11 protein-coding genes are annotated in these 16,532 nt (G+C 71.2%); 8 read left to right on the top strand and 3 right to left on the bottom strand.

Annotation, left to right across the window (positions count from 1 at the left end; all coding sequences use genetic code 11):
* Positions 1 to 33 precede the first annotated feature (33 nt).
* From AC1MBW_RS10415 to AC1MBW_RS10405, 3 genes are all read left to right on the top strand, one after another.
* The gene (locus AC1MBW_RS10415; RefSeq protein WP_056261918.1) at positions 34 to 1,326 is read left to right on the top strand and encodes an O-acetylhomoserine aminocarboxypropyltransferase/cysteine synthase family protein; all 1,293 of its coding nucleotides are present in this window, start codon (positions 34 to 36) and stop codon (positions 1,324 to 1,326) included.
* A gap of 42 nt (positions 1,327 to 1,368) precedes the next feature.
* Positions 1,369 to 1,899 carry a CoA-binding protein gene (locus tag AC1MBW_RS10410; RefSeq protein ID WP_369813653.1) on the top strand — a complete coding sequence of 177 codons (531 nt, stop codon included), beginning with the start codon at positions 1,369 to 1,371 and terminating at the stop codon, positions 1,897 to 1,899.
* 111 nt (positions 1,900 to 2,010) lie between these two features.
* On the top strand, positions 2,011 to 2,895 hold the full coding sequence (locus tag AC1MBW_RS10405) for a sulfurtransferase (RefSeq protein WP_480024416.1): 885 nt from the start codon (positions 2,011 to 2,013) through the stop codon (positions 2,893 to 2,895).
* 73 nt (positions 2,896 to 2,968) lie between these two features.
* Here the strand turns inward: AC1MBW_RS10405 and AC1MBW_RS10400 are convergent, their stop codons facing one another.
* The 3 genes from AC1MBW_RS10400 to AC1MBW_RS10390 form a co-directional block, all read right to left on the bottom strand.
* Positions 2,969 to 4,966 (bottom strand): thioredoxin domain-containing protein, encoded by a 1,998-nt coding sequence (locus AC1MBW_RS10400; RefSeq protein ID WP_480024415.1) that lies wholly within the window; start codon positions 4,964 to 4,966, stop codon positions 2,969 to 2,971.
* A 17-nt stretch (positions 4,967 to 4,983) separates the two neighbouring features.
* The gene (locus tag AC1MBW_RS10395; protein WP_480024414.1) at positions 4,984 to 6,168 is read right to left on the bottom strand and encodes a bifunctional 2-methylcitrate synthase/citrate synthase; all 1,185 of its coding nucleotides are present in this window, start codon (positions 6,166 to 6,168) and stop codon (positions 4,984 to 4,986) included.
* 140 nt (positions 6,169 to 6,308) lie between these two features.
* Positions 6,309 to 7,901 carry a long-chain-fatty-acid--CoA ligase gene (locus tag AC1MBW_RS10390; RefSeq protein ID WP_480024413.1) on the bottom strand — a complete coding sequence of 531 codons (1,593 nt, stop codon included), beginning with the start codon at positions 7,899 to 7,901 and terminating at the stop codon, positions 6,309 to 6,311.
* 104 nt (positions 7,902 to 8,005) lie between these two features.
* Here AC1MBW_RS10390 and hrpA point away from each other — a divergent pair, with 104 nt between their 5' ends.
* The 5 genes from hrpA to AC1MBW_RS10365 all read left to right on the top strand — a co-directional run bounded on the left by hrpA (position 8,006) and on the right by AC1MBW_RS10365 (position 16,495).
* On the top strand, positions 8,006 to 11,899 hold the full coding sequence (hrpA, locus tag AC1MBW_RS10385) for an ATP-dependent RNA helicase HrpA (protein ID WP_480024412.1): 3,894 nt from the start codon (positions 8,006 to 8,008) through the stop codon (positions 11,897 to 11,899).
* 40 nt (positions 11,900 to 11,939) lie between these two features.
* The gene (locus AC1MBW_RS10380; protein WP_480024411.1) at positions 11,940 to 12,980 is read left to right on the top strand and encodes a LacI family DNA-binding transcriptional regulator; all 1,041 of its coding nucleotides are present in this window, start codon (positions 11,940 to 11,942) and stop codon (positions 12,978 to 12,980) included.
* A gap of 134 nt (positions 12,981 to 13,114) precedes the next feature.
* Complete coding sequence (locus tag AC1MBW_RS10375) at positions 13,115 to 14,500, top strand: extracellular solute-binding protein (RefSeq protein ID WP_082383504.1); 1,386 nt, start codon at positions 13,115 to 13,117, stop codon at positions 14,498 to 14,500.
* A gap of 229 nt (positions 14,501 to 14,729) precedes the next feature.
* Positions 14,730 to 15,587 carry a carbohydrate ABC transporter permease gene (locus AC1MBW_RS10370; RefSeq protein ID WP_054146994.1) on the top strand — a complete coding sequence of 286 codons (858 nt, stop codon included), beginning with the start codon at positions 14,730 to 14,732 and terminating at the stop codon, positions 15,585 to 15,587.
* The gene (locus tag AC1MBW_RS10365; RefSeq protein ID WP_480024410.1) at positions 15,584 to 16,495 is read left to right on the top strand and encodes a carbohydrate ABC transporter permease; all 912 of its coding nucleotides are present in this window, start codon (positions 15,584 to 15,586) and stop codon (positions 16,493 to 16,495) included. Before AC1MBW_RS10370 ends, AC1MBW_RS10365 begins: the two co-directional genes overlap by 4 nt.
* Positions 16,496 to 16,532 lie beyond the last annotated feature (37 nt).

The following is a 16,532-nucleotide window of genomic DNA, read 5'->3' as shown; positions in this document are numbered from 1 at the left end:
CCCCGCGTGACGCCCAACGGCTAGCGTGGGGGCATGGCAGATCGTGAGTACGGCTTCCGCACGCGGGCGATCCACGCGGGCAACATCCCCGACGCGGCGACGGGAGCGCGGGCGCTGCCCATCTACCAGACCAGCGCGTTCGTGTTCGACGACACGGACGACGCCGCGGCGCGGTTCGCCCTGCAGAAGTACGGCAACATCTACAGCCGCCTCGCCAACCCGACCACCGCCTCCTTCGAGGAGCGCGTCGCCAGCCTCGAGGGGGGCCTCGGCGCCGTCGCCACGGCGAGCGGGCTCAGCGCCCAGTTCGTCACCTTCGCCTCGCTCGCCGGCGCGGGCGACCACATCGTCGCCAGCGCGAACCTCTACGGCGGGTCGATCACCCAGCTCGACGTGACCCTGCGTCGCTTCGGCGTCGAGACGACCTTCGTGCAGTCCTCCGACCCGGCGGACTACGCCGCCGCGATCCGCCCCGAGACGAAGCTGCTCTTCGTCGAGACGGTCGCCAACCCGTCCGGCGAGGTCGCCGACCTCGAGGGCCTGGCCGACGTCGCCCACGCGCACGGCCTGCCGCTGATCGTCGACTCGACCATCGCCACGCCCTATCTCAACCGGCCGATCGAGTGGGGTGCCGACGTGGTCGTGCACTCGGCCACGAAGTTCCTCGGCGGGCACGGCACCACCCTCGGCGGCGTCGTCGTCGAGTCCGGCCGCTTCGACTGGGACAGCGAGCGCTTCCCGCTCTTCGACCAGCCCGTGCCGAGCTACGGCGGGCTCAACTGGTCCGGCAACTTCGGCGAGTACGCCTTCCTCACCCGACTGCGCGCCGAGCAGCTGCGCGACATCGGCCCGGCCCTCGCTCCCCACTCGGCCTTCCTGCTCGCCCAGGGCGTCGAGACCCTGCCGTTCCGCATGCAGGCCCACGTCGACAACGCCCGCCAGGTCGCCGAGTGGCTCGACGCCGACCCGCGCATCGAGCGCGTCCGCTGGGCCGGGCTGCCCGGGCACCCGCACCACGACCGTGCGGCGAAGTACCTGCCGAAGGGGCCCGGCTCGGTCTTCACCTTCGAACTGAAGGGCGGCCGTCCGGCCGGCAAGACCTTCATCGAGTCGGTCGAGCTCGCCAGCCACCTCGCCAACATCGGCGACGCCAAGACGCTCGTCATCCACCCGGGCTCGACCACCCACGCCCAGCTCAGCGAGCAGCAACTCGTCGACGCGGGCGTGCTGCCCGGCTCGGTGCGCATCAGCGTCGGCATCGAAGACCCCGACGACATCATCCACGACCTCGACCAAGCGCTGGCCGCGGCGACGAAAGGCGAGTGACCCGACGTGACCGACACCGTCACCACGCAGCTGACCAACGGGCTGACCTGCGAGCTGCCCTCGTCGTCGCCCCTCGCCAAGCTGCTGAAGTCGCAGCGGACGTGGGTCGGGCCGTCGGCCCGCGAGCGGCAGGCCATCCTGCGGTCGGCGAAGAGCGTCGCCGTCGTCGGTGCCTCGCCGAACCCGAGCCGGTCCAGCTCGTTCGTCGGAACGTACCTGCAGCAGTCGACCGACCTGCGCGTCTACTTCGTCAACCCCCGCGCCGACACGATCCTCGGTCAGAAGGCCTACCCCGACCTGGCGTCGCTGCCCGAGGTCCCCGACATCGTCGACGTGTTCCGCAAGGCCGCCGACATCCCGTCGGTCGTCGACGAGGTGCTCGCCATCGGGGCTAAGACCATCTGGGTGCAGTTGGGCATCTACAACGAAGACGCCGCCCGCCACGGCGAAGAGCAGGGTCTGACCGTCGTGATGGACCGTTGCATGAAGGTCGAGCACGCCCGGTTCAACGGCGGGCTGAACCTGATGGGCTTCGACACCGGCGTCATCACCGCGAAGAAGGCCGGTCGCTGAGGCGACCGACCGGGCCCGTCCACCCGCTCGGGGTCGCTGCACCGCAGACCCTGTGACGCTTCATTGCGGGTTCACGGGGCGATGTCACCGGTGGGCGTTACCGTGGCCCGCATGGCACCCGTCCTCACCTCACCCGTCGTCTCCGCGCAGTGGTTGGCCGACCACCTCGGCGCCGACGACCTGACGATCGTCGACGCGACCGTGCTCGTCGACCTCGGACTCGACGGCGACGCCGACCACGCGTCCGTCGCCTACGCCACCGGTCGTGACGGGTTCGAGCGCGACGGGCACGTCCCCGGGGCGGTCTTGGCCGATCTGGTCGCCGAGTTCAGCGATCCCGACTCCGGCCTGCCCTTCACCCGTCCCGGCGCCGCGCGCTTCCAGGCCGCGGTCGCTGCCCTCGGCGTCTCGAACGACAGCACCGTCGTGGTCTACGACACCGTCGACGGCCGCTGGGCGTCCCGCCTGTGGTGGCTGTTCCGCGCCTACGGGCACGACGCCGTGGCGGTGCTCGACGGCGGGTGGTCGCAGTGGCTCGCCCACGGCAAGCCCTACGACCTGGGTCGCACCGAGCCCGTGCCGGCACGGTTCGCCGCGACCGAACGCCCCGAGCACTGGGTCGACAAGGCCTTCGTCGAGTCCGTCCTCGCCGGCGACGAACGGGCGACCCTCGTCTCCGGCTCGCCCCGCGACGAGTTCGACGGGACGTCGAGCCGGCTGCCCCGTGCCGGGCACATCCCCGGCAGCGTCAACGTGCCGGCCGAGACCCTGTTGGCCGACGACGGCACGCTGGCCCGCGAGCCCGTGCTCCGCGACCGCCTCGCCTTCGTCCCCGACGAGCCGCGCACGGTCGTCTACTGCGCCACGGGTGTCTCGGCGAGCGTCGACGCGCTCGCCCTCGCGGTCCTCGGTCGATCGGGCGTCTCGGTCTACGACGGCTCGCTCTCCGAGTGGGTCGCCGATCCGTCGGCGCCGCTCCTGCCCGCCGCCGCCTGAGCCCTCCGGGCGTCCCCTAGCCACCCCGTCCGACATCCCGCCCGGGACGACGCCGACCGATGCGCTCGGGCGGTCACTCCTCGAGCAGCAGCCCGTCGAGGTCGTCGACGGTCGTGACCGGCAGGCGGCAGACGAAGTCGCGGCACAGGTAGGCGGTGGGCACGCGCCCGGGGGCCGATCGACCCGCGAACAACTCGAAGCCCGCGTGCTCGAACGCGACCAGCGCCTCCTCGTCCATCACGGCGACGGCGCTGCCGGGGCGGACCAGACCCCTCGCCCGCCGGGCGAGGCCGTCGTCGACGTGATCCGTGCGGTCCGCCGGTGAGGGCTCGACCACGACCAGCTGCGTGAGCGGCGCCTCGAGCTCGACGAGCAGCCCGAAGGCGGCTCCGTAGGCGAGCGGGTTGTCGAGGGCCGAACCGGCCACCTCGGCGACGAGCCGCTCGGCGACGGACCGGTAGCGCGCCTCCCCGGTGAGCTGGTGCAGCGTGAGCGCGGCCGCCGCGACCGCACTGCGTCCCGACGGGTAGGCCCCCTCGCTCGGGTCGCTGGACAGGGCGACGCCCTGCGAGACGAGCACCGGGTCACCGCCCGAGGGGGCCGCGACGATCCTCGGGTCGGCGTCGTCGAGCAGGCAGGCGTCGACGAACGAGCGGGCGGCGACCGCGTACCGGACCTCGCCCGTCGCGAGTGACAGGGCCAGCAGGCCGGACGCGAACAGGCCGTGGTCCTCGAGGGTCGCCACGGCGTCCGACACGGTCGAGCCCACGGAGGCGCGCAGCAGTCGACCGTCGTCCGTCACGTGACGCGCGAGCAGCAGGTCGGCCGCGCCCCGCGCGGTCTCGACCCACTCGGGCCGCCCATGCCGTGCCCCCGCCTCGGCGAGCGCGGCGATCGCGAGGCCGTTCCAGCCCGTGAGCACCTTGTCGTCGACGGGCGGCGGGTCGAGGACGGCCCGGCCCGCGGCGTCCCGCCGGTAGTAGCCGCCCTCGTCGCGGACGCCGTCGATCGTGCTCTCGCTGTCCTGCGCCGAGCCGAAGGCCCCGTCGGCCGTGCGCAGTCGCGAACTCAGGAAATCGGCGACCCCGGCGGCGACCCGGGCCGGATGCGTGTCGATCTCCTGAGTTGCCGACATCGGCGCGGTGCCCGACGTGGCGTCGGCACCCGGGGCGGCAGCAGCGTCCGGGCCCGCATCGAGCACCGAGAGCCGCGAGTAGGCGAGCAGCAGCTGGGCGTTGTCGTACAGCATGCGCTCGTAGTGCGGCTCGGACCAGTCGCGTCGGACCGCGTACCGGAAGAACCCGCCCTCGACCGGGTCGCGCAGCGGCGACGCGGCCATCCGGGCGAGCGTCCGCGAGACGAGTTCGAGGGCGCCGTCGTCTCCCCCGGCGCCGAGGGAGAGCAGCGCCAGCTGGGCCGGCGCCGTCGGGAACTTCGGGGCCCCGCCGAAGCCGCCGTGCTCGCGGTCCTCGTGGGCGGCGAGCCGGGCGACGGCGTGGGCGAGCTCGGGGCGCCCCGGCAGGGCGACCCCGGCGTCGGGACCAGGAGGCGCGGTGCCGGTGACCGACGCGGGTCCCGCAGCCAGCGCCTCCTGCACCGCGGACGCGGTCGCGTCGACCTCGGTCCGCCTGGTGGTCCAGGCGTCGGTGACGGCGTCGAGCACCTGTCGGAACGACGGTCGACCCTGCACGGGCACCGGCGGGAAGTACGTGCCGGCGTAGAAGGGCCGGCCCTCGGGCGTGACGAAGACGGTCAGCGGCCAGCCGAGCCCCTCGGTGAAGGCCGAGGCGGCGGCGAGGTAGCTCGAGTCGACGTCGGGGTGCTCCTCGCGGTCGACCTTCACCGAGACGAACCCGGCCGAGAGCTGCGCCGCGACCTCGGGGTCGGAGAAGCTCTCGCGCGCCATGACGTGGCACCAGTGGCAGGTCGAGTAGCCGATCGAGACCATCACGGGCACGTCCCGCTCGACGGCCTCGGCGAACGGCCCCGGCCCCCAGGCGCGCCACTCGACCGGGTTGTCGGCGTGCGACCTGAGGTAGGGACTGACGGCGTCTCGCAGCTGGTTCGGCATGCGGGCCACGGTAGGCGTCAGCGCGCGGGGACGTCCCTCAGGGGTGCGCCGTCGTACTCGCTCAGGGGGCGGATCAGCGAGTTGGCCCCTCGCTGCTCGATGACGTGGGCGCTCCAGCCGAGGACGCGCGACGCGACGAAGAGCGGCGTGAAGACCGGCGTCTCGAAGCCCATCAGGTGGTACGCCAGCCCGGACGGGTAGTCGACGTTGGGCTTCAGGCCCTTGCGCTCGAACACCGTCGCGGCGACGACGTCGTAGGTCTCCTTGAGCCCGTCGACCCGGTCGTCGCCCTGCTCACGGGCCCGGTCGACGAGGCGGCCCAAGGCGTCCTCCATCGTGGGCACGCGGCTGTCGCCGTTCTTGTAGACCCGGTGGCCGAAGCCCATGATCTTCTCCTTGCGGGCGAACGCGTCGTCGAGCCAGGACACCGCGCCGTCGGCCGGTCCGACGCGGTCGAGCAGCTCGAGCGCGGCCTCGTTGGCACCGCCGTGCAACGGGCCCTTGAGGGCGCCGATCGCCCCGACGATCGACGAGTGCAGGTCGGACAGCGTCGAGGCGATCACCCGCGCGGTGAAGGTCGAGGCGTTGAACGAGTGCTCGGCGTAGAGGGTCATCGAGGTGTCGAACGCGTCGACGTCGAGCGCGTCGGGCTCGCGGTCGAACACCTGGTGCAGGAAGTCGGCGCTGTAGCCGAGGTCGTCGCGCGGCGGCACGGGAGGCAGGTCGTGGCGGCGCCGCTGGTCGTAGGCGATCACGGCGGGTAGCACGGCGAAGAGGTGCGTGGCGAGTCGGCGCGTGTCGGCGACGTCGTAGACGCCCGCACCGGTCGTCGGTTCGGGCCGGGCGGCTCCGATGGCGCTCACGGCGGTACGGACGACGTCCATCGGATGGGCCGAGGTCGGGATCAGGTCGATCAGGTGCTGCAGCCCGGGGGCGAGCGCGCGGTGCGCGCGGAGTTCGGCGTCGAAGTCGCGCCGCTCGTCGGCGGTGGGCAGCTCGCCGTGCAGCAGCAGCCAGGCGACGTCCTCGACGTCCCGCTCGGCGGCGAGCTGCTGCACCGGATAACCGCGGTAGAGCAGCGAGTTGCTGGCCGCGTCGACCTTCGAGACCGCCGTCCGGTCGACCGTGACGCCGGCCAGGCCCTTGTGGATCTCGGGACCGTCGGAGGCGGCCGGGGCGGGTGCGGTGATGGTGTCGCTCATGTCACTCCTTCGTGATGAGGCGGGCCCGCCGGGACGGGCCGGTCGCGCGCGGCCGGGGGCCACGACACGATCGTCGAGGCTCCACTCTAGGTGGCGGGCACCCCGGGACGGGAGGGGCTCGGGGTCGACGCGACCCGGCGTCAGCTGCCCGAGCGCGCCTCCTGCGGGGACCCGAAGCGGTCGACGAGCTCGCGCTTGAGCACCTTGCCGCTGGGCCCGAGGGGCAAGACGTCGAGGACGTGGACGACGCGGGGGAACTTGTAGGCCGCGATCTCGTCGGAGACGAACGCGACCAGCTCGTCGGGCGTCGCCGTGGCGCCGTCGCGCAGGACGACGGCCGCCTCGATCTCTTGCCCGTGCAGCTCGTGCGGCACGCCGAAGACGGCCGCCATCGTGACGTCGGGGTGCTGCGCGAGGACCTCTTCGACCTGCCGCGGGTACACGTTGTAGCCGTTGCGGATGATCATGTCCTTCGTGCGGTCGACGATCGTCAGGTAGCCGTCGTCGTCCTTCGTGCCGAGGTCGCCCGTGCGGAACCAGCCGTCGACGATCGCCTTCGCGGTGTCGTCGGGACGGTCGAGGTAGCCGTTCATCAGGTTGTGGCCGCGGATGACGAGCTCGCCGATCTCGCCGCGCGGCAGCAGCACGATCGAGTCCTCGACGTGCTGGTCGGCGATCTCGACGTCGACGCCCCAGATCGGCGTGCCGATGGTGCCGGGCCGCGGCGGCACCCCGACGTGGTTGAAGGTGGCGACGGGCGAGGTCTCGGTCAGCCCGTAGCCCTCGTGGATCGGTGCGTCGTACACCTGCTGGAACTTCTCGAGCACCGCGAGAGGCAGGGACGCCCCGCCCGAGACGGCGTAGCGCAGCGGCGGACGCGCCTCGCTGCGGGTGGCGGCGGCTATCAGGGCCATGTACATCGTCGGCACGCCCATGAAGATCTCGCACCCGTGCTCGACCATCGCGGCGAGCGCCGCGTCTCCGTCGAACTTCGGCAGCATGACGATGGTCGCGCCGACCCGGAACCCGGTGTTCATCGTGCAGGTCTGCCCGAAGGTGTGGAACAGCGGCAGAGCCCCGAGCAGCACGTCGCCCCGATGCATGTCGAAGGTCGTCATCAGGTTGGTGTTGACCTGCTCGATCAGGGCGAGGTGCGACCCCTCGGCGCCCTTGGGCTGGCCGGTGGTACCGCTGGTGTAGAGGATCGTGGCGGTGTCGAACGGGTCGCGGGGCACGTAGGTGTCGAGCGGTTCGGCGGCCGCGGCGAGGTCTTCCAGACGGTCGGGCCCTTCCTCCTCCCGGACGGCAGGAGGCGCGAGCACGGTCAGGACGTCGACCCCGGCCAGTTGCGCTCCCGCGCCTCCTTCGCCCAGCAGCGGCGCGGCGCAGACGAGCAGGCGGGAGCCGCTGTCGCGCAGCACGTACTCGATCTCGTGGCGCTTGAGCAGGGCGTGGACGGGCACGGCGACCGCGCCGAGCGCGAGCGTCGCGTAGTAGACCCGCGGGAAGTCGGCGACGTTGGGCACCAGCATGGCGACCCGGTCGCCGGAGCCGACGCCCCGGGCGCGGAGGGCCCCGGCGTAGGCCAACGTCTGCTGCCAGAGCTCGGCGTACGTGGTCGAGGTGGGCCCGACGATCACGGCGACGTCGTCGGGGTACCTGGCGGCCGACTCGGCGAGGATGGCCGCGACCGACGCGGTGGCGTGGCCCCGGGGGGTGTGTGCTGATGACATCTGTGTCTCTCCGTCTCCGTCGACGTACGGTCTGCCGCGATCCTACGACGAGGCACGACTGGCGGGCCCCCCGCTCAGCCGGGGCGGCTTACGATGGAGGGCTCATGATTCCCACCATCACGTATCCCGCCGAGCTGCCGGTCAGCCAGAGGCGCGACGACATCGCCGCGGCGATCCGTGACAACCAGGTCGTCATCGTCGCCGGTGCCACCGGCTCGGGCAAGACGACCCAGCTGCCCAAGATCTGCCTCGAGCTCGGTCGCACCAAGATCGGCCACACCCAGCCGCGACGCATCGCGGCCCGCACGATCAGCGAACGCATCGCCGAAGAGCTCGGCGACGAGGTCGGCGGCGTCGTCGGGTACCAGGTGCGCTTCACCGACAAGGTCGGCGCCGACACGCAGATCAAGCTGATGACCGACGGCATCCTGCTCAACGAGATCCACTTCGACCGCGAGCTCGAGCGCTACGACACGATCATCATCGACGAGGCCCACGAGCGCAGCCTCACCATCGACTTCCTGCTCGGCTACCTCAAGCAGCTGCTGCCCCGCCGACCCGACCTCAAGCTGATCATCACCAGCGCCACGATCGACCCCGAGTCGTTCTCGAAGCACTTCGGCGACGCGCCCATCGTCGAGGTCTCGGGCCGCACCTACCCGGTCGAGGTCCGCTACCGACCGCTCGTCGCCGACGACACCACGAGCGACGACGACGGCGACCTCGACGACGACGACCGCCCCTCGGGTCGGCAGGGCGACCGGCAGGAGGCGCGGGCCGACGACCGCAGGCAGCGCGCCGACGACAAGGACTACCTCCAGGGCATCAACGAGGCCCTCGACGAACTCGCGCGCGAGTCGAGCGGCGACGTTCTCGTCTTCCTCAGCGGCGAGAACGAGATCCGCGACGCCGAAGAGAGCATCCGCGGCCGCAACCTGCCGCACACCGAGGTGCTGCCCCTCTACGGCCGACTGAGCGCCGCCGACCAGCACCGCGTCTTCCAGCCCAGCACGACCGCCGGCACCCGCAGGCGCATCGTCCTCGCGACCAACGTCGCCGAGACCAGCCTGACCGTGCCCGGCATCAAGTACGTGATCGACGCCGGCACGGCCCGCATCAGCCGCTACTCGACCCGGGCCAAGGTGCAGCGCCTGCCGATCGAGGCCATCTCGCAGGCGAGCGCCAACCAGCGGTCCGGTCGGTCCGGCCGCACGAGCAGCGGCATCGCCATCCGCCTCTACAGCGAGACCGACTTCGAGAAGCGCCCCGAGTTCACCGAGCCCGAGATCCTGCGGACCAACCTCGCCGCGGTCATCCTGCAGATGATCTCGCTGAACCTCGGCGACATCGCCGCGTTCCCCTTCCTGCAGCCGCCCGACTCCCGCGGCATCAAGGACGGCCTCGACCTGCTGCGCGAGCTCGGTGCCGTCACCCAGGGCGGCCAGATCACGCGCGTCGGCAAGCAGCTCACGCGGCTGCCGATCGACCCGCGTCTCGCCCGCATGGTCGTCGAGTCGAAGACGCAGGGCACGACGCGCGAGGTGCTCGCCATCGTCTCGGCGCTGAGCATCCAGGACCCCCGCGAGCGTCCCCTCGAACGACGAGCCCAGGCCGACGAGAAGCACTCGCGCTTCCGCGACCCCAAGGGCGACTTCCTCACCCTGCTCAACCTGTTCGAATACCTCGAGGACAAGCAGAAGGAGCTCAGCGGCAACGCCTTCAAGCGACTGTGCCGCGACGAGTTCCTCAACTACCTGCGCATCCGCGAGTGGCAGGACGTCTACCGCCAACTCTCCCGAGCAGCCCGTCCCCTCGGGCTGCACGTCGGTGAGCGCAGCGCGAACCCCGACGGCGTGCACCGCAGCCTCCTGGCCGGCCTGCTCAGCCAGATCGGCCTGTTCGATCCGCAGAAGAAGGACTTCGTCGGCGCCCGCCAGACGAGGTTCCTGATCTTCCCGGGCAGCAGCCTCGCGAAGAAGCCGCCGGCAGCCGTGATGACCGCCGAACTGGTCGAGACCAGCCGCCTGTTCGCCCGGGTCGCCGGCTCGATCGACCCGGCCTGGGCCGAACCGCTCGCACCCGACCTGGTGAAGCGCAGCTACGGCGAGCCCCACTGGGAGAAGAAGCAGGGCGCCGTCGTCGCCTACGAGCGCGTCACGCTCTACGGCGTGCCGATCGTCGAGCGTCGGCGCATCCAGTTCTCGCGCATCGACCCCGCCTACGCCCGCGAGCTGTTCATCCGGCACGCGCTCGTCGAGGGCGACTGGGAGGGGCACCAGGCCTTCGAGCAGAAGAACCGGCAGCTGATCCGCGAGCTGACCGAGGTCGAGGAGAGGACGCGTCGGCGCGACATCCTGGTCGACGGCGACGCCGCGTTCGAGTTCTTCCAACGGCGCATCCCGGCCGACGTCGCCAGCATGCGCGACTTCGAGGGCTGGTGGCGCAAGGCCAAGGTCGACACCCCCGACCTGCTCACCATGACCGCCGCCGACCTGCTCGGGGACGACGAACCCGACGTCGACGAACAGGGGTTCCCGAGCACGTGGCAGCAGGGCGACCAGACGTTGACCCTGCGCTACAAGTTCGAGCCGGGGGCCGACGACGACGGCGTGACCGTGATCGTCCCGCTGCCGCTGCTGCCGCGCCTCCGTCCGGTCGGGTTCGACTGGCAGGTGCCGGGGCTGCGCGACGAGCTGGTCACGTCGCTGATCAAGTCGCTGCCGAAGCAGATCCGCAAGAACGTGGTCCCCGCCGCCGACTGGGCCTCGAAGATCACCGACGAGCTGCCCGACGCACCGCCCGCCGACGTCGACGAGCCGTTCACGGCGACCGTCGCCGCGGCGATCAAGAAGCTCACCTACACGCCCGTCACGACCGACGACTTCGACCTGCACCGCGTGCCCGCACACCTGCGGGTGACGTACGCGGTGGTCGACGAGCGGGGTCGCACGGTCGGGGCCGACAAAGACCTCGACGCGCTGCAGCACCGGCTGCGCGACGCCACCCGCGACAGCGTCGCCCGCGTCACGCAGGGCGGCGGGCGCGACGAGCGCGGCCGCGGCCGGGGTCGCGGACGAGGAGGCGCGGGTGGCGCCACCACGCCCGTCGCGCCTCGCCCCACGAGCTCGATCGAGCGCGGGGGCCTGACGTCGTGGGACTTCGACGAGCTCCCCGCCGTCGTCGACACCCGCCACGGCGACACGGTGATCCGGGCCTACCCGGCCCTGGTCGACCACGGCGACTCGGTCTCGATCACGTTGATGGCGACGCCCGCCGACCAGGCGCTCGCGACGCCGAAGGGCGTGCGGCGCCTGCTCATGCTGGCGACCCCGTCGCCCGTGGCCTACGTGCAGCAGCACCTGACGAGCGCCGAGAAGCTCATCCTCGCGACGAGCCCGTACCAGAACACGTCGGCGCTCTTCGCGGACTGCCTCGTGGCCGTCGTCGACGACGTGCTGTTCCGGGTGAAGCCCGACGGCATGGTGATGACCAAGAAAGAGTTCCTCTCGACGCGCGACCGGGTGTCCGGGGCCGTGATGGACCAGATGTTCCAGACCGTCTCGCTCGTCGCCCGCACGCTGACCGCCGCCCGAGACGCCGACAGGGCGATGAAGGGTGCCACGTCGATGACCCTGCTCGCCGCGCTGACCGACATGCGCCAGCAACGCGACCGGCTCATCCGACCGGGTTTCGTGTCGCAGACCGGGCTCCAGCAGCTGCAGCGCGTGCCGGTGTACCTCGTGGGCATCACGAAGCGCACGGCGAAGCTGCTCGAGAACCCCGGGCGGGACCGCGTCTGGCTGAGCGAGGTGCAGCAGGCGACCGAGCGGTACGAGGCCGCGGGCGGGACGTTCCCGCCGACCGACACCGCGCCTCCTGCGCTCGTCCGCGCCCGCTGGATGCTCGAGGAGTTCCGCCTCAGCCTGTTCGCGCAAGACCTGCGGCCGAGCGAGAGCGTCTCGCTGCAGCGCATCGTCAAGGTGCTCGCCTCCGCCTGAGCGGGGCCCGGGGTCTCGTGGCCGCCACTAGCCTGTGGGGATGCGCGCGACGGTGAAGGACGTGGCGGCACTCGCCGGGGTGTCGCCGAAGACCGTCTCGAACGTGATCAACGGCGTCGTCTTCGTGCGACCCGACACCAGGACCCGGGTCGAGAGCGCGCTCGCCGAGCTCGACTACGTGCCGAACCTCAGCGCGCGCGGCCTGCGCACCGGGCGCACCGGCTCGATCGCGCTGGCCTTCCCCGACCTGAGCACCCCGTACAGCGCCGAGATGACGCACTGGTTCGTCGAGCAGGCCCACGAGCGCGGCTGGTCGATCCAGCTCGAGCAGACCGGCTCGCGGCCCGAGCGCGAGGGCGAGCTGCTCTCGCGGGGCAAGGAACACCTCGTCGACGGCCTCGTCCTCAACCCGATCACCCTCGACGCCAGCGCGTTGTCGTCGGCCGGCACCGGCTCCGGCACCGGGGCCGCCACCGACTCGCTGCCGCCCGTCGTCGTGATCGGCGAGGTCGAACAGACCCTCGTCGACCAGGTACGGGTCGACAGCGTCGCCGCGGCCCGCGACATGACGGCCCACCTGATCGCCGTCGGACACCGCCGCATCGCGACCCTGGGCGACTCGGCGGGCGAGTTCGACACGGCCACGGCCCGCGCCCGCACCCGCGGCTTCGAGCAGGCGATGGCCGAGGCCGGGCTGCCCGTCGACCGCGCCCTGCAGTACTCGTGCCCCGAATGGACGTCGGCCGACGCCTTCGCCGTCGTGCGCGCGGCGATCGATCGCGGCGACCGTCCCGACGCGATCTTCTGCTTCACCGACTCGCTCGCGATCGGCGCCGTCAGCGCGCTGAGCTCGGCGGGCCTGCACGTCCCCGACGACGTCGCGGTGGCCGGCTTCGACGACATCGTCGACGGGAGGTTCTCCGTGCCGCCGCTGACGACCGTCACCTTCGACAAGCGGCAGTTCGTCGACCGCACCCTCGAGCTGCTCGCGGCCCGCATCGCCGACCGGCAGGGCGCGGCCGAGCTCGTGCTCATCCCGCACGAGATCGTCGTCCGAGCCAGCAGCGGCGCCCGCGGCTGACACCACGAGGTGGTCACGGCGCCACGAGGAAGCCTGGCGTCGTGACCACGTCCCGGCGTTGTGCCGAACTCCCCTTGCGCTTCCGTTACAACGATGGAATAGTCGCTCTCGTCACACATCACAAAGGAGTGAAGATGACCGAGAACCATCGGACGACCCCGGCACCGCGACCGGGCACCACCCGCGGCACCGCCACCCCACGCGGCCTCAGTCGCCGCAGCATGTTGCTCGGCTCGGCAGCACTCGTCGGCGGAGCGTTCGTCGCCACGGGCCTCTCGGGCTGTGCCCCCGGCGCCGTCACCGGCTCGGGCACGGACGTCGCGCAGCTCAAGTTCTGGCACCTGCTGAGCGGTGGCGACGGCATCAAGATGTCGGCGCTGATCGACCAGGCCAACGAGCAGAACCCCGAGTTCCACGCGACGCAGACGGTGCTCGCCTGGGGCACCCCGTACTACACGAAGCTGGCCATGGCCTCGGCCGGTGGGCGGGCCCCCGACGTCGCGATCATGCACGCGTCGCGCGTGCCCGGCTACGCCCCCGGTGGGCTGCTCGACCCGTGGGACGTCGACAAGCTCGCGTCGTACGGCGTCCGCGAGCAGGACTTCGCCGAAGCGGTCTGGAAGAAGGGCTTCAACGGCGGCGACCTGTACTCGGTCGCGCTCGACTCGCACCCGTTCATCCTGCTGTACAACACGGACATCGCCGCGCAGGCGGGCGCCCTCGGCCCCGACGGCAAGCTCGTCGAGATCACCAGCCCCGAGCAGTTCCTCGAGGTCGCCAATGCCATGCAGCAGGTGACCGGCAAGCACGGCGCCTCGTGGGGCTACCTCAACGACGGCGCCCAGCTGTGGCGCATGTTCTACACGTTCTACAAGCAGCAGGGCGCCGACATGGTGCTGAAAGAGGGCGGGACGGTCGAGTACGACGAACAGGCCGCCGTCACCGCGCTCGAGTTCATGCAGCAGCTCACCGACGGCACGGCCATGGCCACCGCCAGCGACATCCAGTCGGGCATCGCCGAGTTCGTCAGCGGCGAGAGCGGCATGCTCTTCACCGGCGTGTGGGAGGTCCCGAGCGCCGAGAACGCGGGCATCCCGTTCGACGGCAGCATCATCCCGACGCTGTTCGGCACGCCGGCCGTCTACGCCGACTCGCACGCGTTCGTGCTGCCGCGGCAGAGCGAGGTCGACGACGTCAAGCGCGAGGACGTCTACAAGATGGTCTCGACCATCCTCAAGGACTCCCTCTCGTGGGCGGCGGCCGGGCACATCCCCGCCTACCTGCCCATCGTCGAGAGCCCCGAGTACGCCGAGCTGCGACCGCAGGCGAACTACGCCGAGGCCGCCGACTACCTCAACTACGACCCGCCCGCCTGGTTCACCGGCTCGGGCTCGGACTTCCAGACGTACTTCCTCGACTCGATCCAGTCGGTGATCCTCGCCAAGGACGACGCGGCCGACGGCATGCGGCGGTTCGTCGCGCGCGTGAACACCCAGCTGTCGCGCCCGGCCCCGGTGTGACGGCCATGGGACACCCCCGCGCCACCGGCCGATCAGGCCACCCCGCACGCCCGACACCGCTCTCCTCCCCCTCCGCACGACCCGACCATCACGACGACGAAGGAGTCGATCTGTGACCTCCACCACGGTCAAGGCCCCCCGGGCCACCGCCGACCGCGCGCGGTCCGACGCCCGCGCGACCGACCGCAGCCGCGCCTCCCGCAAGCGGACCGGCCCGTCCGACAACCGCATCGGGTGGGGCTTCGCCGCCCCGTTCACCGTGCTCTTCGCGGTGTTCCTGGTCTGGCCGCTCGTGCACGGCTTCTACCTGAGCTTCACCGGCCAGAGCCTGACCGGCCAGGGCGGCGAGCTGATCGGCGTCGCCAACTACGCCGAGGCCTTCGCCGACGGCGACATGTGGCGTTCGATGCTCAACACCCTGTGGTTCACGGTGCTCAGCACGATCCCGCTCGTCGTCGTCGCCCTCGTGCTCGCCATCCTCGTCAACACCGGGCTGCCGGGGCAGTGGCTCTGGCGGCTGAGCTTCTTCCTGCCGTACCTGCTCGCCTCGACGGTCGTCTCGCTGTTCTGGATCCAGCTCTACAGCCCGACCCTCGGCCCGATCAACAACGTGCTCGGCACGCTCGGGCTGCCGCAGCCCGCCTGGCTGCAGGACCCCGACACCGCCATGATCGCCGTGGTCGCGACCACCGTCTGGTGGACGGTCGGCTTCAACTTCCTGCTGTACCTCGCCGCCTTGCAGAACATCCCCGACCAGCAGTACGAGGCCGCGTCGCTCGACGGCGCCGGACGCTGGCGCTCGCTGCTGTCGATCACCATCCCGCAGCTCGGCCCGACCACCGGCTTGATCGTCATCCTGCAGGTGCTCGCCTCACTGAAGGTCTTCGACCAGATCTACCAGATGACCACCGGCGGACCGGCAGGCAGCACCCGCTCGGCCGTGCAGTACATCTTCGACACCGGGTTCACCGGCTACCGCTTCGGCTACTCGTCGGCGATCTCGTACATCTTCTTCGCGGTCATCGTCGTCATCTCGATCGCACAGTTCAGCATCACGGCCCGCAACCGCAAGGGAGCCCAGAAATGACCGCCCCCGCCATCGCCCCCACGTCGGACCTGCGCGCCCCCACCGCCGACCGCGGCCGGAAGGGCCACAAGCCCGGCCAGAAGCCGTTCAGCCCGATGGCCGTCCTCAGCGTGGTCATCCTGGTCGTGCTCGCCGTCCTCTGGCTGCTGCCGTTCCTGTGGTCGCTCGCCACCTCGTTCAAGAGCGAGACCGACGCCGCGGCGACACCGCAGACCTGGATACCGGCCGGCGGCTTCACGCTCGACGCCTACCGCGGGGTCCTCGAGCAGGGCAACATCCCGGTGTGGCTCTTCAACAGCCTCTTCACGTCGATCGTCATCACGCTGATCGTCGTGGCCACCTCGGCCCTCGTCGCCTACGCCTTCTCGCGCCTCGACTTCCGGGGCAAGAAGTGGCTCTACGTGGCGACGATCGCGTCGATCATCATCCCGCCGCAGGTGCTGATCGTGCCGTTGTTCTACCAGATGCTCGCCTTCGACATGGTCGACACGTACTGGGGCATCATCCTGCCGCAGGCCATCGCCCCGGCCATGGTCTTCGTGCTGAAGAAGTTCTTCGACCAGGTGCCGATCGAGCTCGAGGACGCCGCCCGCGTCGACGGCGCCGGGCGCATCCGGGTGTTCTTCACGATCCTGCTGCCGCTGTCGCGGCCCATCCTCGGGGCGGTGTCGATCTTCGTGTTCATCGGCGCCTGGAACAACTTCCTGTGGCCGTTCATCGTCACGAACGACGCCTCGCTGCTGACGCTGCCGGTCGGACTGCAGACCATCGAGAGCGCCTACGGCATCCAGTACGCCCAGAACATGGCCGCCGCCGTCCTCGCCGCCCTGCCGCTGATCCTCGTGTTCCTGTTCTTCCAACGACAGATCATCAAGGGCATCTCGACCACCGGTTTCGGAGGTCAGTGACCCGACCGCCCCGGACCCCGCGGCCCTGCCGCACCGC

This window comes from Frigoribacterium sp. AP1 (assembly GCF_056680555.1).
The sequence above is the reverse complement of the archived record's forward strand: the minus strand, read 5'-3'. Positions and strand labels throughout refer to the sequence as shown.

Coding starts and splice junctions, on each gene's coding strand:
- AC1MBW_RS10415 (WP_056261918.1), top strand. CDS start 34: ATGGCAGATCGTGAGTACGGCTTCCGCACGCGGGCGATCCACGCGGGC.
- AC1MBW_RS10405 (WP_480024416.1), top strand. CDS start 2,011: ATGGCACCCGTCCTCACCTCACCCGTCGTCTCCGCGCAGTGGTTGGCC.
- AC1MBW_RS10400 (WP_480024415.1), bottom strand. CDS start 4,966: ATGCCGAACCAGCTGCGAGACGCCGTCAGTCCCTACCTCAGGTCGCAC.
- AC1MBW_RS10395 (WP_480024414.1), bottom strand. CDS start 6,168: ATGAGCGACACCATCACCGCACCCGCCCCGGCCGCCTCCGACGGTCCC.
- AC1MBW_RS10390 (WP_480024413.1), bottom strand. CDS start 7,901: ATGTCATCAGCACACACCCCCCGGGGCCACGCCACCGCGTCGGTCGCG.
- hrpA (WP_480024412.1), top strand. CDS start 8,006: ATGATTCCCACCATCACGTATCCCGCCGAGCTGCCGGTCAGCCAGAGG.
- AC1MBW_RS10380 (WP_480024411.1), top strand. CDS start 11,940: ATGCGCGCGACGGTGAAGGACGTGGCGGCACTCGCCGGGGTGTCGCCG.
- AC1MBW_RS10375 (WP_082383504.1), top strand. CDS start 13,115: ATGACCGAGAACCATCGGACGACCCCGGCACCGCGACCGGGCACCACC.
- AC1MBW_RS10365 (WP_480024410.1), top strand. CDS start 15,584: ATGACCGCCCCCGCCATCGCCCCCACGTCGGACCTGCGCGCCCCCACC.